The sequence below is a fragment of the Hymenobacter sp. FMD4 genome, assembly GCF_058932745.1.
The window spans coordinates 51,704-64,916 of the sequence record NZ_JBZYWH010000022.1 but is presented as its reverse complement, the minus strand read 5'-3'; the positions used below and the strand labels follow the sequence as shown (position 1 = coordinate 64,916).

10 protein-coding genes are annotated in these 13,213 nt (G+C 54.7%); 1 reads left to right on the top strand and 9 read right to left on the bottom strand.

Annotated elements, in window-relative coordinates:
- Positions 1-26: 26 nt before the first annotated feature.
- The 9 genes from AC5FXY_RS17545 to AC5FXY_RS17505 all read right to left on the bottom strand — a co-directional run bounded on the left by AC5FXY_RS17545 (position 27) and on the right by AC5FXY_RS17505 (position 11,723).
- Positions 27-1,388, bottom strand: a complete 1,362-nt coding sequence (locus AC5FXY_RS17545; RefSeq protein WP_493558012.1) for a PQQ-dependent sugar dehydrogenase — start codon at positions 1,386-1,388, stop codon at positions 27-29.
- A gap of 120 nt (positions 1,389-1,508) precedes the next feature.
- Positions 1,509-2,072, bottom strand: a complete 564-nt coding sequence (locus AC5FXY_RS17540) for a GNAT family N-acetyltransferase (RefSeq protein WP_493558011.1) — start codon at positions 2,070-2,072, stop codon at positions 1,509-1,511.
- 155 nt (positions 2,073-2,227) lie between these two features.
- Complete coding sequence (locus AC5FXY_RS17535; RefSeq protein ID WP_493558010.1) at positions 2,228-3,664, bottom strand: hypothetical protein; 1,437 nt, start codon at positions 3,662-3,664, stop codon at positions 2,228-2,230.
- Positions 3,665-4,005: 341 nt separating this feature from the next.
- Positions 4,006-4,839 (bottom strand): phosphosulfolactate synthase, encoded by an 834-nt coding sequence (locus tag AC5FXY_RS17530; RefSeq protein ID WP_493558009.1) that lies wholly within the window; start codon positions 4,837-4,839, stop codon positions 4,006-4,008.
- A gap of 171 nt (positions 4,840-5,010) precedes the next feature.
- Entirely contained in the window at positions 5,011-6,408 is a 1,398-nt protein-coding gene (locus tag AC5FXY_RS17525; protein WP_493558008.1) for a tetratricopeptide repeat protein, read from the bottom strand.
- Between the two features lie 90 nt (positions 6,409-6,498).
- A complete protein-coding gene (locus AC5FXY_RS17520) occupies positions 6,499-7,512 on the bottom strand; it encodes an NAD-dependent epimerase/dehydratase family protein (RefSeq protein WP_493558007.1) in 1,014 nt (337 codons plus the stop codon).
- A gap of 76 nt (positions 7,513-7,588) precedes the next feature.
- The gene (locus AC5FXY_RS17515) at positions 7,589-8,266 is read right to left on the bottom strand and encodes a tyrosine-protein phosphatase (RefSeq protein ID WP_493558006.1); all 678 of its coding nucleotides are present in this window, start codon (positions 8,264-8,266) and stop codon (positions 7,589-7,591) included.
- 93 nt (positions 8,267-8,359) lie between these two features.
- On the bottom strand, positions 8,360-10,852 hold the full coding sequence (locus tag AC5FXY_RS17510; RefSeq protein ID WP_493558005.1) for a polysaccharide biosynthesis tyrosine autokinase: 2,493 nt from the start codon (positions 10,850-10,852) through the stop codon (positions 8,360-8,362).
- Between the two features lie 67 nt (positions 10,853-10,919).
- The gene (locus AC5FXY_RS17505) at positions 10,920-11,723 is read right to left on the bottom strand and encodes a polysaccharide biosynthesis/export family protein (protein WP_493558004.1); all 804 of its coding nucleotides are present in this window, start codon (positions 11,721-11,723) and stop codon (positions 10,920-10,922) included.
- Between the two features lie 344 nt (positions 11,724-12,067).
- Between AC5FXY_RS17505 and AC5FXY_RS17500 the strand changes: the two genes are divergently transcribed.
- Positions 12,068-13,207, top strand: coding sequence for an acyl-CoA dehydrogenase (locus AC5FXY_RS17500; protein ID WP_493558003.1), 1,140 nt, complete (start codon positions 12,068-12,070; stop codon positions 13,205-13,207).
- The last annotated feature ends 6 nt before the right edge of the window (positions 13,208-13,213 follow it).

Here is a 13,213-nt window from a genome sequence, read left to right as displayed (position 1 = left end):
CTAGCCGGGATACTTGTGGCTTACCGTTACCGAGCGGCCACGTGCCAGACGCGGTTGCCGGCGTCGTCGGCCACGAGCAGGGCGCCATCTGGAGCCACGGTTACGCCGGCAGGCCGGCCATACACCTCACGGGTATCCGGATTAGCAATAAAGCCCGTCAGGAAGTCCTCCATGCCCCCACTAGGCTTTCCGCCACTGAAAGGCACAAAGGCGACTTTGTAGCCCGAAAACTCCGAACGGTTCCAGGAGCCGTGCTGCCCGATGAAGGCCCCGCCTTGGTACTTCGCCGGAAAAGATTGTGCGTTGTAAAAGGCCAGGCCCAATGAAGCCGTGTGAGGCCCCAGGGCTACATCTGGTGCAATGGACTTCGCGACCAGATCGGGCCGCTCGCCTTTGCGGCGCGGGTCTTCCTTCTGTCCGAAATACGCGTAAGGCCAGCCGTAAAAGCCGCCTTCGCGCACACTGGTCAGGTAGTCGGGCACGAGGTCGTCGCCAAGTTCGTCCCGCTCGTTGACGGCCGTCCAGAGCACCTTTGTACCGGGCGCCCAGTCCATACCCACGGGATTACGCAGGCCGCTGGCAAACACGCGCTTGCCCGAGCCATCTGGGTTAATTTCCATGATCAGAGCCCGGCCCCGATCTTCTTCCTCGCCGCGTTCCATCACGTTGGAAGCCGAGCCGATGGACACGTAAATCTTGGAGCCGTCGGCGTTAGCCAGCAGGTTGCGGGTCCAGTGGTTATTGTAGCCACCCACGGGCAGGTCGAGCACCTTCTCCCCTTTGCCGCTGATTTTAGTCTGGCCTGGCTGGTACGGAAAGCGCAGCACAGCATCGGTATTGCCCACGTAGAAATAATTGCCCACGATGGTCATGCCGAAAGGCTGATTAAGATCGATCAGGAAGGTTTCGCGCAGCTCGGGCTTGCCGTCTTTGTTGGCATCCCTGAACAGGGTAATGCGGTTGGCGCTGGTTTCGCGAATGGAGCGCGACTCTTTCATTCCTTCCTTTTTCTCGCCCTTGGCCGTAGAGGTGCGCGGCACCGTGTTAGACTCCACCACAAAAGCGTCGCCGTTGGGCCCGATGTATACCCAGCGCGGGTTTTGCAGGTCGCGGGCGTACTCCGTAACGGTAAAGCCAGCCGGTGCCGTGGGCGTCTTGCCCGCTGGCCAGCCAATGACTTTGCTGAACTTGATTTCAGAAGGTGTGGCGTACGGTTCAGGCAGTTGGACTTCCTGCCCGGTCGTACCTTGCGGCTCGGCCGGAACGGCGCCGGTCTGGCCGTTGGCTTGCGGATCGGTTTGGGTATCGGCGGTATCAGAGCGCTGCTGGCTGCAGCCGATGAGCAAGGCTCCGGCAGCCGTCAGCAGTAAGTGCGGCAAGTGTTTCATGGTCGGGTTTCGGTCTGATCGTAAACCCGCTTTAATACTCACTCAGGGCAAACAGGTTGTCGGCTGCTTATGCGTAGCCGGCGCCAGAATCCGCCCGCCACGCCAGCTACTGTCCACCGCCTAGTTGCTTGCGTTTCGGGCCGGCGCCAACCGGCTGTAAACAACCATGTCCAGAAAACGGCCCGCGTAATAGAAGTTTTCCCGGAAATAGGCTTCCTGCACAAAACCGTGCTTTTCCAGCAACCGGCGGGAGGCAGCGTTGTCGGGGTTCACATTGGCTTCGAGGCTATGCAGCCCCACTTCTTCGAATGCGAACCGATACGTTTCTTCCAACGCCTCACCTATGAGCCCTTGGCCCCACAAGTGCGGGCTCAGCAGGTAGCCTATTTTGCCGCGGTAGTGCTCGGCTGCGATGCTCCACGGGCCAATGGTGCCGACTAGCTCGGGCTGGCCCAGCAGGCTGATGCCCCACATAAGCCCTTTACCCTGCTCAATGTTTTGGTTTATCAGTTCAATCAACTCCTGCGCCTGCTGCAGGGTGGTGGTCGGTTCCCGGTCTAAGTAGCGCATTACCTGCTCATCGGAACGCAGCCGGAGCAGAGCGGGGGCATCGGCCGCCACGAGGCGACGCATGTGCAGCCGCGGCGTGTACAGTTCGGGCAAGGAGGTCAGCGGCGGCAACATGAGTAGCAGGGTAAAGCCCAGCGAAGCAAGCGCTCCACTTGCGCGCGAATGTAGACAAGCGTGTCGAAGCCCAGCCTTAAGAGGCTGCAGATACAGCGCGTTTAAAATTCTTTGCTCCTCACTACTTAGCCAGAAGTATGAGACAAGCGCAGCTACTAACGCTCGTAGAATAACTTCTTCTCTTTGACAATTCCCCAAGCGTACAGCATTTCCGCTTGCACATTTGAGTCGCGGGGGTGGCTGATCTTTTCCCACGATAGTACGGGACAATCAACTTGTACCACCGACGCAGGCGAATTGGCAATAACTGCCAAGGCACGCTTCTCGTTGGCGTTTTCCGGTTTTGCTGACTTATCGGCAAAGGTATAAATGGCAGCAAACCCAATCGTGGCTACTGCATACCAGCGTCGGAGCACAGGCCGCAGATGCAGCAGCAGTTGATAAGATGTCGCTCCGTATAAGAACACCAAGCAAAGCAGAATGGGCATGATGGTATCCCGACGGAGAATGTTTGGCCGGTAATCACGGTAACCGCCTAGCGGCAGCAGCAAGGTATATACAAGGGCAAACAGGCCTACCCACTTCAGCACCTGCATCAGCATTTTGGCTTCCGCTGGCACTTGCTGCTTGCGAATGAGCCAGGCATTGATGAGTACCACGCCGACTAACAACATCAGGCCCAACTTCTGAGTGAGCTGATAATAAACGCCCAAAGGCAAACGGGCATATCTCTCGAGTAAAGGGAGCGTATTAGTAAGGTTCTCAGCATTGTATTGGCCTACATACGAGGAGTACAAACACAGCAAGCTGATCCAGCCAAAACAAAACAAGAGCTGCTTTGGAAAGCGCTTATAAACATGTTGTATGCGTAGCAGCCACGATGCTCCCTGAAACTCCTGCGCATACTGCCATGCTTTATACAGTAGCACGGCTGGACATACTATAAGTACTACTGCAGGTACCAATGGCCCGTTGAAGGCCAAGAAGATGGCCAACAGCGACAACAAAAAGACTTTAAAGGAGCTGAGTTGAAGCTGCTTTTCCCTTACAGCCGCCCGGTAAAACGGCAGGAAGAATATCAACAGCAGGCCTAACGGTAATGGATAAAAGATGGCATAGGTAACCGCTTTATCAATTATGCCCATTTGCCCATGATAGCCATAGGCCTGAAAGAGCGGCACCACGAGTACCGCAGCTAGCAGTGAGGCCTTCTTAGGCGAATTCCTATGTGCCGTAATGTAGGCTGCCAAGACAGCTATCAGCAGCACTTGAATAAGCGTTTTTAATATGGCCGAAGCCAGGTAAACGCTTTCAATGGGACCTACAAGAGCTTGCAATTGAAGCGGGACTATCTGGAAATAGCCGCTCATGAGCCAGTGCGCAAAAAACCGATTGGGAGCAGCGTAAACTTCCTGCTCTACAGACGCCGCCAGGCCAAATGGGTCCGTCAGGACGTGACGATAGGATTCGGTAGGTAATACGATATTAGCTATATCCCCATCTAACACTGCCTTACTATGCTGAAAAAAGGAAAACCCTATATCTGCTAATAACAGCAAGCATAGTAACAGATACCCGTAGCGCTTCAACATTACATCGTAATTAGGAACCTCAGCAAACGATGCTCCGAACCATCTACTGGTTGCATAGCATATGAAAGCCATGCTTTGACTTTGCTGACGTGCAAACGTTTACTTCCCCGCAATATTTTTTATTTACGATACTTCTCGGGCTTTGCTCAGCGATATGAAAGCCGCGTCGCCTAGTAGTGCAGAACTGATGAAATTTAATAAGGCTGCAACATGTGTATTTTTCAATTCAGAATAACAGTAGTTGCGCCACCGCTACGTAAGTCTTCTTTAAGGCTAGTTGCTCATGACTATTAACAAAGCAGCCGGCTTAGTGCCGGCTGCTTTGTTGTTCAAAAATAATTCTACCCCCGCGGCATTGAAGTGCCGGGCTTGGCACCGGGCTTTTCCACGGGTTTGAACATCGGGTCGACCTCATCCATGTCGAGGAAGTGCGAGAAGGTGTCGCCGCGCAGCCCCAAGCGAATGGTCTCGAGCGATACTACCTCCGTCGGGGCAATGTTACCCAGGTTAACGTTGGCGCCAAGCAGCTTCACGAACCACACTTGCTGTGCTTTCTGCGGCGCTTCCCACAAAATCTTCTCGAAGGGAATCTGCGTCAGGATTTCTTCAACAAGGCCAGAACGCACCTCCCCGGTGCTACGGAACAAACCAACGTTGCCGGCTTCACGGGCTTCCCCGATAACCTTGATGGCGCCGGCCTCAAGTTCCGTGCGCATCTGCGCAATCCACTTATAAGGCGGGATGATCTTCTCCGCATCCTTAGAGCCTACTTCCGACAGCACCTTTACCTCCCCCGACAGCTGGCGAATAAACTCGAGCTTCCGGTCGTGGTCGAGTTCAATGGAGCCGTCGGAAATTTCGGCGTACTCCATGCCGTATCGGTCCAGCAAGCGGCGGTAATCGTCGAACTGACCGCGGATGATGAAGGCCTCGAATAACGTGCCGCCAAAGTACACCGGAATACCGGCTGCACGGTAGGCATCAAGCTTGCGCTGCAGGTTGGGCGTCACAAAGGATGTGGCCCAGCCCAGTTTCACGATGTCGGTGTAGGCAGCGCCCACCTCCAGAAAATCCTCGACCTCGCGCACGCTCAGGCCTTTGTCCATTACCATGGTGAAGCCTTGTTCGCGCGGCTTTTCGGTGCGCTCGGGGATTTGAGAGAGAGAGTAGTTCATGGTTAGAGTCTAGAGAACTTGGGGCTTAAGGAGCTTCTTTCCCGCCACCTCGCCGCCACGCGGCCGCGCAAAAGTACACGCAAAGCGTTGGGCGCAAAAAAGCCGGCGGCGGTTGGCTCGTGAACGAAAACGTCCAAGGGCCAACCGCCACCGGCTAAACTGTTACTACTGCTACTTTCGATATTGTTCGATCAGGCGCGTAAGGGCCCGTTGCTGCTCCAGTTCGGGAAAGAAGTCGAACAGCAGGCGGTGCTTGTCGAAGTCTAGCAGCAGAGCGCTTTCCAATACTTCGTAGGCCTGCCGATAGCGGCCCGCTGCCAGTAGGTATGCGCACAAGCGGTATTGCAGATCGGCATCAGCAGGCAGAAGCTCCGCAGCAGCCCGCATCAGGTCGATAGCACCGTCGTAGTTGCCCTGTTCGTAAAGAATGGCGCTCCAATTAATCCAGGCTTCCGGCATTTCCGGCGCCACCTGCGTAGCGCGGTCGTATGCCTCAATGGCGCTTACCACGTTGCCCACCTGGTACTCGGCGCCGCCCAGCGCCAGCCAGTACTCCCCGCTTTCTTCAAATAGCGTTACCGCCTTACGGTAGAAGTGCAACGCCTCAAACCAGTGCTCCTGCGCATCCAGCACTACCCCGATGCCAAACCACGCCTCGTCCATGTCCGGATTCAGGTCGATGGCACGCTGGTAGTACCGCCGCGACAAGTCCCACTGCCGCAGCTTCTCGTAGCATTCCCCGATGTTGCACAAGGCCTCGGCCGTGGGCTGCTCGGGCGGGTAGCTAAGCTGAAACTCTTCAATGGCACGCTGGTACTGCTCCATGCTCACGAAGGCGCTGGCCAAGTAAGCATGCGCTTCGTAAAATTTGGGGTCGATAACGATGGCGTAATCGAAAGCCTGCGCCGCGTTGCCGTACTGGGCGGCTTTGTAATAGGCCTGACCAAGGTTGTACCAAGCAATTGCCGAGTACGGGTCCTCGTCGGTAAAGCGGCGAAAGAACTCCAGGTTGGCCTCTAGGCGGCCCGATACTTCCAGGCAGTACAGCAGCTCCTGAACCGCGGCGTCGTTGTCGGGGTTGATGCGCAAACTTTGCTTGTAGCTACGCGCGGCACTCTTAAACTTTTGCCATTGCTGATAAGCCAGGCCCAGATTGAAGTAGATGTCGTCGCGGTCAGGTGAGCGTTCAATACCTTGCTGAAAGTAAGCCACCGCGGCGGCCAGGTCACCCTGCTGGGTGGCTACTATGCCCCGCGTCACGGCCACGTCAGCATTGTCGGGGTCGCGGCCGGCTACCTCGTCTATCTGTTGCAGTGCAGCCTGGTACTCGCCACGCATGGCCAGGATCTGCGCCCGATCGATAAGCAGTTCGGTGGAGAAGGGGTACTGTGCAACGGCAGCTTCACACGCCTGTAGCGCTTTGTCAAACTGCGTGTTCGTAGTATAATGGTCGATGATGTTCTCAAAATCGGCCAGATCAAAAAACACCGGTTCGCCATCAGCCATCATGCGCTCAAAGCGACGCACGGTAGCCAACACCTCGTCCCGTTCCTCAGACTGTTCGTTCATTCTCATGTAATCAGCAAACGGACGACGCGGCCAACGCGGCCTCAGCGCCCTTTCTTTTACGGCTAACCGCCGCAAGCGGACAGATAGGCCCTAGGGTACCACAACCCCGCGGCCCGGCGCGTAGTTCGCCGCGGACAATAAACCCGCACAAGCCCAACGGATGGTGTCGGCCAACGGTTGATACTGGATTCCGGTAGCCCGCTGCACCTTCGTGGCGTTGTACACTACCAGCTTCCGACTAGCCCGCGCCGTGTCTTTGGTTATAAGCGGACGTGAGCCGGTAAGCAGCCCGCGAACGTGCTCCACCCGCCAAATAACCTCTGCAGCCCAATCAGGAACCTGCACCGTGGGTGGCTTCTTGCCAAAGCTTGCTGCCGCCTGCCGTAGGAAATCAATCAGTGGAACGGCTCCTGCACTCAGGATATACCGCTCACCTGTGACGTTCAGGTCAAGTGTCAGCCGCAGCATGGCCTCCACCACGTCACGCACATCCACAAAATTAATGCTTCCCGGGGTGTAAAACGAATGCTCTTTGTAAGCGTAGCGAAACAGCTGTGTGCTGCTGCGCGACCAATCGTTAGCCCCCAGCACCACCGATGGATTTACGATGACAGCTGTCAGCCCTTCGGCAATGCCGCGCCAGACTTCTGTTTCGCCCAAATACTTGGAGGTAGCATAAGCCGTATGCGTTGCGCCCAGTTCCCATTTAGCTGATTCATCCAACTCGGGACTAGTGGCCGTTTCTGGCAAACCACCCAAGGCCGCCACTGACGAAACGTGGCACAGACGCACTCCTGGCCGTGCTAAACACGCATCAACCACCGCCGCCGTGCCCTCCACGTTCACCTGCCGCAGCAGGTCGACATCCTGTGGGGCATACGACACCAAACCAGCACAGTGAAAAACGTGCGTCACCCCAGCAAGTGCCTCACGCAACACGCCTGAATCGCGCACGTCGCCTTCTATCCATTCCACTTGGCCCGCCCCCGGCACAAACCCTGGCACCTGTTTGCGGTAGAGTGCCCGTACTGCTAATCCACGCGCCAGCAACGCGGGAATTAAGTAAGACCCTATCAGTCCGCTGCTGCCCGTTACGAAAATCATGCGCCGAGAAGTGGAAAGGTGGTCTGCTGCATTACTACCTAATAACTACTATCGAGTCGAAGCCATGGCTGCCGACTTACAATCCTTGGTTAAGCAAGGGCAGGCGTAGCAATTTCGGCAAGTATTGACTTTGGAGCACTCGCTGTAATGAAGCCGTGTGCCGGCCATTGTGTGCGTCTGAACCCGCAAAATCAACCAGCTCTGCGTCGATCAGCTTCTCCGCCACGCGCTTTGCCCCCGATGAGTAATAGCCCACCAAAGAATTCAGGTTGACTTGCAGCAGCACTCCGTTTGCACGAATCTTCTCCAGCTCCGAAAAACGCCCGTACAGGTACGTGTATCGCTCTGGGTGGGCCATCACCGGTTGATACCCGTGCGACAACAACTCAAATACTACTTCCTGTAGATTGAAAGGCTCGTTGATGTACGACGTCTCGAATAGCAGGTAGCGCTTATCTCCTCCAAAGCTGAGCAATTGTTGTCCCTGCTCCAGTTTACGCGTCAACGACTCGTCCAGGTAGTATTCAGCGGCGCACTCCAGTTCCACGGCAATACCGGCTTCAGTAGCCGCTGATCGAAGTTGTGCCAAGGCAGCGTGTACTCCCTCGGGCGTATTACGGTAGAAGTCGCCCATGATGTGGGGCGTCATTACTAGTTTTCGGTAGCCGAGGTCCTGCATCTCCCGCAACAACTGCAGCGACTGCTCAACGGATTCTGAACCGTCATCGAGCCCGGGCAATACATGCGAGTGCATATCTACTACCAGCTCGGCCAGTGAAGAATCCGCCTCACTAGCGCGTCGACCAAAAAGTTTTTGAAGGAAAGATGCCATACGAAGACGCGCAACTTACGAAAAGCGGCGGCGCAATCTTGCTAGCAGGCCGGTAGGGGCTTTAGTCTCCTCGTAGTAGCCGTAACCGGTGCCGTAGCCATACCCGTAGCCATAGCCGTAGCCGTAGCCGTAGCCGTACATCCCGCCAGCTCGGGCATCGTTAAGAATGGTGGTGAGCTTATTAAAACCACTACCCCGAACCAACTTATTGATATTCTTGAGGAAGGCTTTCTTCGAATACCCGGCACGTACAATGTAGATCGGAATATCCACTTTACGCATGATCAATACTCCGTCGGTTACAAGACCTACCGGCGGCGTATCGATGATGATGACGTCATAAGTCTGCTTCAACTCCTCCAACATCCTATCGAACTGCGCGTGCAGAATCAATTCCGATGGGTTAGGCGGAGTAGGTCCGGCCGAGATGAAGTCCAGCGTTGGGATACTGGTATGCTGAATGCACTCACTAACGGTGTGTCGCTCGATCAGAATTGTGCTTACACCACGCGTGTTTTCCGCATCGAAAGCCAAATTTACCTTAGGCTTGCGCATATCCAAGTCGATGATAACTACCCGCTGATCGGACAAGGCAATGATACCGCCAAGGTTTACCGCTACGAAAGTCTTACCCTCGCCGGAAATAGTCGACGTAACAGAAATTAAGCGTTTTTGCTTCGACGAGGCGACAAACTCAAGGTTAGTACGAATGGAGCGGATGGCCTCAGAAATTGCCGATTTTGGATTCTTATCCACAATCAGCTTTGATACCGCCAGCTTCTCCTTGTCGTACGACGGCACTACTCCAAGCACAGGCGCTACAGTATTGCGTTCTAACTCGCGAATATTGGTAACTGTGTTGTGCAGCAAGTAACGTCCAGCCACCAGGCCCAGGCCCAACACAATACCAGCAGCCAGCCCAATGGCAAAGACCATCAGGCGCACTGGAGCAATGGGCGTGCTGGGTAGGCTCGCTGGCGACAGTATCTGAAAGTCGGCGGTAGTGCCAGCTTTTTGGATTCCGAAATCCACCTTTTTCTGCATCAGCATCATGTAGGTGTTCACGTACAGCTCCAAGGGCCGGCGCAGGCGAGCCAATTCAGTTTCCTTTTCGGGCAAGGACTGCAATTCTGTCACAAAACGGCTCTGCTGACGCCCCAAAGCACTTAGCTCGTCATTAACGAGTTTGAGGCTTTGCTCCAGCAAGCGACGAATGCTGCGACGCGTAAAGTCAAGCTGATTTTCGCGGATGCGTACCGCCGTAGTTGTGGGTTGGTATGATTGCAACACTTGGCGCAACTCCTGCTGCTGCTCGTTGAGTAACGTGAGTTGTTGGGTGATTTGCGGGTCCTGCAAAACAGCCAAGCCAGGAATACTTTCTTCCACGGTCAACTGGTCGCTGTTTACCACGCGCTCCTGCTCAATCAAACGCGCCAAATCCCGTAGTATCGCCTGCCGACGCTGCAACTCCTCGCGTTCCTTAGCTAGGGTCTGCAACTGGGCGGTGATGTTGCCCAGGTCCGACTTGGCATCGTACGTACGGTTGCGCTTTACCGAGGCTTGAAAAGCATCTTCGGCACGCTGCAGCGAATCACTATTTCCTCTCAGTTGGCTATCCAGAAAGGCCATTGACTGTTGCGTGCTCTGGGAGTTACGCGCCAGCTTCACCTGCAGGTATACCGAGTCTATTTTGTTGACTATATCTCGGGCCTTTACGGGATTGAAGTCAGTGAATGATACGCCGATGGTATTCGCATCCGGATTAATAATACTAACCGTCAGGTTTTGAGCCAGGTAGCCATTGATGGCTCCAACATCATTTATGACGAAGAAGTACTTTGTTTCCGGGGTTTGCTCGTTGAAATAGTTCGTACGCGTCAACTGAAGCGTGAACCCAGGAGTAATTACAGGCTGACCAAAACGGTACTCGGCACTTTGCTCCTGCTCACCCTTGCCGTAGGCCAGCCGAAAGCGCTGAGCATCCAAAAATTCAACGTTGAATTTTTGTCCGTACTGAATTGGCTCACGCACCGTGTAAGTCACCAAAAAAGGTGAAGTACGATAGAGCTCTGTTTCCAGCACTGTGCCTTCGGCGTAGTAGTTTACGTCGAGTGCTAAAGAGTCGCGCAAACGGGTGTAAATCAGATCTGACTTAATCAGTTCTACCTCGCCGGAGAGCTTGCTTGTACTCTGCATCTGCTCACCCTGCCCACCCATAGGCGACAGACCCAACTGCCCAGCTTGCGTACGCTCGTCGATTTTTATAGTTGATGAAGACTGATATACAGGCTTTGTATAACGCAAATACGTCCAGCTGGCGGCTAGTCCTAGCAGGATCAACAGCAGCATCCATGGCAAACTCCGCCGAGTGACAGAGAGCAGCAAAGGCAGATCTATCCCGCCACCGACGGAGTCATCTTCTGGTTCGGCAACCGGAGCCGGAGTGGCGCCACTGTTAGTAGCATTTCGGATGAGTTCTTCCAGTTCGGCGTTTTCGTTTCGGGCCATCTACTATTGGAAATGACAATCGGCCTCTGAAGCACGGTCTGATAATGCCAGACCATGCGTGGGGCAATTAATTGTTGCGAATGGTGAGGATGATCGAAAACACGATGGTTACAGCATTCAGGGCAATACCAGCTAACCCGATTGCCGGACCAGCATCTACCAACGCATCGAGGAAGGGACGTCGTACGGGCTCGATGTAGATAATGTCGTTTGGCTCAACCTGCAGATTAGCCCGACGCATTCCTTCAATGGTGGTAAGATCAACCATTTCGACCTTTGGGCTGCGCAAATTCCCCCGGATGATTCGAATATTGGAGGCCTTTCCCCCAGAACGGTACAAGGAACCCGCGCCCGCGCCTGCGCCGTCAATTCCACCAGCAGCGGCTAGAACTTCAAGTAAGTTCATGTTGTCGTTGACCAGCGGGATTATTTTGCCTCCTGGCGACCCCAGCACGACAACGCGGTTGTTGGTCACACGTGTCGTTACGAACACTTCTTTATAAAACTCTGTGTAACGACGCTGCAGCAGGCTGTCCGTTTGCAATAGCGTCAGGCCTTGCACCCGTACCCGCCCGATCAGCGGCAGCTTCACATTACCGTCCGTTTGCACCAGAAACTCCGAGTCACCAGCTTGGTTACTGTTTGTAGCTCCCGCCGTAGTAGCAAGCGTACGGCTTCCATTAGCTCCTGTTGACAACTGCCCAGCTGGATTGCCAAACCGCAGCTCCCCGTTAGGGTCGATAATTCGCTCACCGCTATTGGTATACACCCTCACGGCTAGTAAATCATTGACTTGTATCGTATAGTTCCGCTTAATCCGGTTTACTGCGCGCTGAACTAGCGTGGTATCCATCATCTCCTTCTCGTTCATGCGAAACATGACGCGCTGCTTGTAAACGCGATGAGAGCAGGAACTAAAAACCAGCGCAACTAGCGTACACAGCAACAAAAGGCCATTTAGGCGTCGGAATACGGGGGGATGCATGCAGGCTTGGAGAGCCAAAAAAGTGATAGAACGGGCTCTGGCGAAGCCACGCTCAATGGTATCAAAGTCCTTGAAAAACCGTCAAAGTAACTCAATCTGTGCGCCCTTTCAAAATCCCCCCTCTTGCGCCATTGGCTCGGGGCAGGTAATTTGCGTACCTTCGTTCGACCCGAACGAGCGTTTGTTCTTCCTGATCCACATCCCATCATTCCCACCTTTTCTTTTTATCCATGGAACTGGTAGCTACCGAAAACCAGACAATGATTGCCCAGATGGTGCGCGACTTTGGCGCCACCCACATCAAGCCGTTTATGCGGCAGTGGGATGACACCCAGGAGTTCCCCGTTGATGTATTCCACAAGCTCGGTGAACTGGGCCTGATGGGCGTATTGGTGCCTCAGGAATACGGTGGCGCAGGCTTTGGCTACACCGAATATGTAACGGCTATTGCCGAGCTGTCGAAAATTGACCCGAGCATCGGTCTGTCAATGGCGGCGCACAACTCACTGTGTACGGGCCATATTCTGCAGCACGCTTCGGAAGAGCAAAAGCACAAGTACCTGCCGAAGCTGGCCACCGGTGAATGGATTGGGGCTTGGGGCCTGACGGAGCCAAACACGGGTTCTGACGCCGGCAACATGCGCACCACAGCTGTACTCGACGGCGACCATTACGTGCTTAATGGCGCAAAAAACTTTATCACCCACGGCAAAAGCGGTAACGTAGCCGTAGTAATTGCCCGCACCGGGGAAGTAGGCGACTCACACGGCATGACGGCTTTCATCGTGGAGCGCGGCACGCCGGGCTTTGAAGCCGGCCGTAAGGAAGATAAGCTGGGCATGCGCGCCTCCGAGACTACGGAGCTGATTTTTACTGACTGCCGCGTACCAGTGGAAAATGTAATCGGCAAAGTAGGTGACGGTTTCGTGCAGTCGCTGAAGGTGCTGGACGGTGGCCGCATTAGCATTGCGGCGCTGAGCTTGGGCATTGCACAGGGTGCTTTCGAAGCAGCTCTGCAATACTCGAAGGAGCGTCATCAGTTCAATCAGCCAATCAGCAACTTCCAGGGTATCAGCTTTAAGCTGGCCGATATGGCGACCGAAATCGAAGCCGCTTCGCTGCTGACGTATCGCGCCGCTGATATGAAAGATCAGGGCCTGAACGTGAACCGCGAATCGGCCATGGCCAAGCTCTATGCTTCGGAAGTGTGCGTACGCACCTCTAACGAGGCCGTACAGATCTTCGGGGGCTACGGCTACACCAAAGATTACCCCGCTGAGAAGTTCTACCGCGACTCCAAGCTGTGCACCATTGGTGAAGGAACCTCTGAGATTCAGAAGCTCGTCATTGCCCGTACCATCCTCAAATAGTCCCGG

What these genes read in the sequence shown, in the direction of transcription:
- AC5FXY_RS17545 (WP_493558012.1), bottom strand. Translation starts at nt 1,388, where the DNA reads ATGAAACACTTGCCGCACTTACTGCTGACGGCTGCCGGAGCCTTGCTC.
- AC5FXY_RS17540 (WP_493558011.1), bottom strand. Translation starts at nt 2,072, where the DNA reads ATGTTGCCGCCGCTGACCTCCTTGCCCGAACTGTACACGCCGCGGCTG.
- AC5FXY_RS17535 (WP_493558010.1), bottom strand. Translation starts at nt 3,664, where the DNA reads ATGTTGAAGCGCTACGGGTATCTGTTACTATGCTTGCTGTTATTAGCA.
- AC5FXY_RS17530 (WP_493558009.1), bottom strand. Translation starts at nt 4,839, where the DNA reads ATGAACTACTCTCTCTCTCAAATCCCCGAGCGCACCGAAAAGCCGCGC.
- AC5FXY_RS17525 (WP_493558008.1), bottom strand. Translation starts at nt 6,408, where the DNA reads ATGAACGAACAGTCTGAGGAACGGGACGAGGTGTTGGCTACCGTGCGT.
- AC5FXY_RS17520 (WP_493558007.1), bottom strand. Translation starts at nt 7,512, where the DNA reads ATGATTTTCGTAACGGGCAGCAGCGGACTGATAGGGTCTTACTTAATT.
- AC5FXY_RS17515 (WP_493558006.1), bottom strand. Translation starts at nt 8,266, where the DNA reads ATGCACTCGCATGTATTGCCCGGGCTCGATGACGGTTCAGAATCCGTT.
- AC5FXY_RS17510 (WP_493558005.1), bottom strand. Translation starts at nt 10,852, where the DNA reads ATGGCCCGAAACGAAAACGCCGAACTGGAAGAACTCATCCGAAATGCT.
- AC5FXY_RS17505 (WP_493558004.1), bottom strand. Translation starts at nt 11,723, where the DNA reads ATGAACGAGAAGGAGATGATGGATACCACGCTAGTTCAGCGCGCAGTA.
- AC5FXY_RS17500 (WP_493558003.1), top strand. Translation starts at nt 12,068, where the DNA reads ATGGAACTGGTAGCTACCGAAAACCAGACAATGATTGCCCAGATGGTG.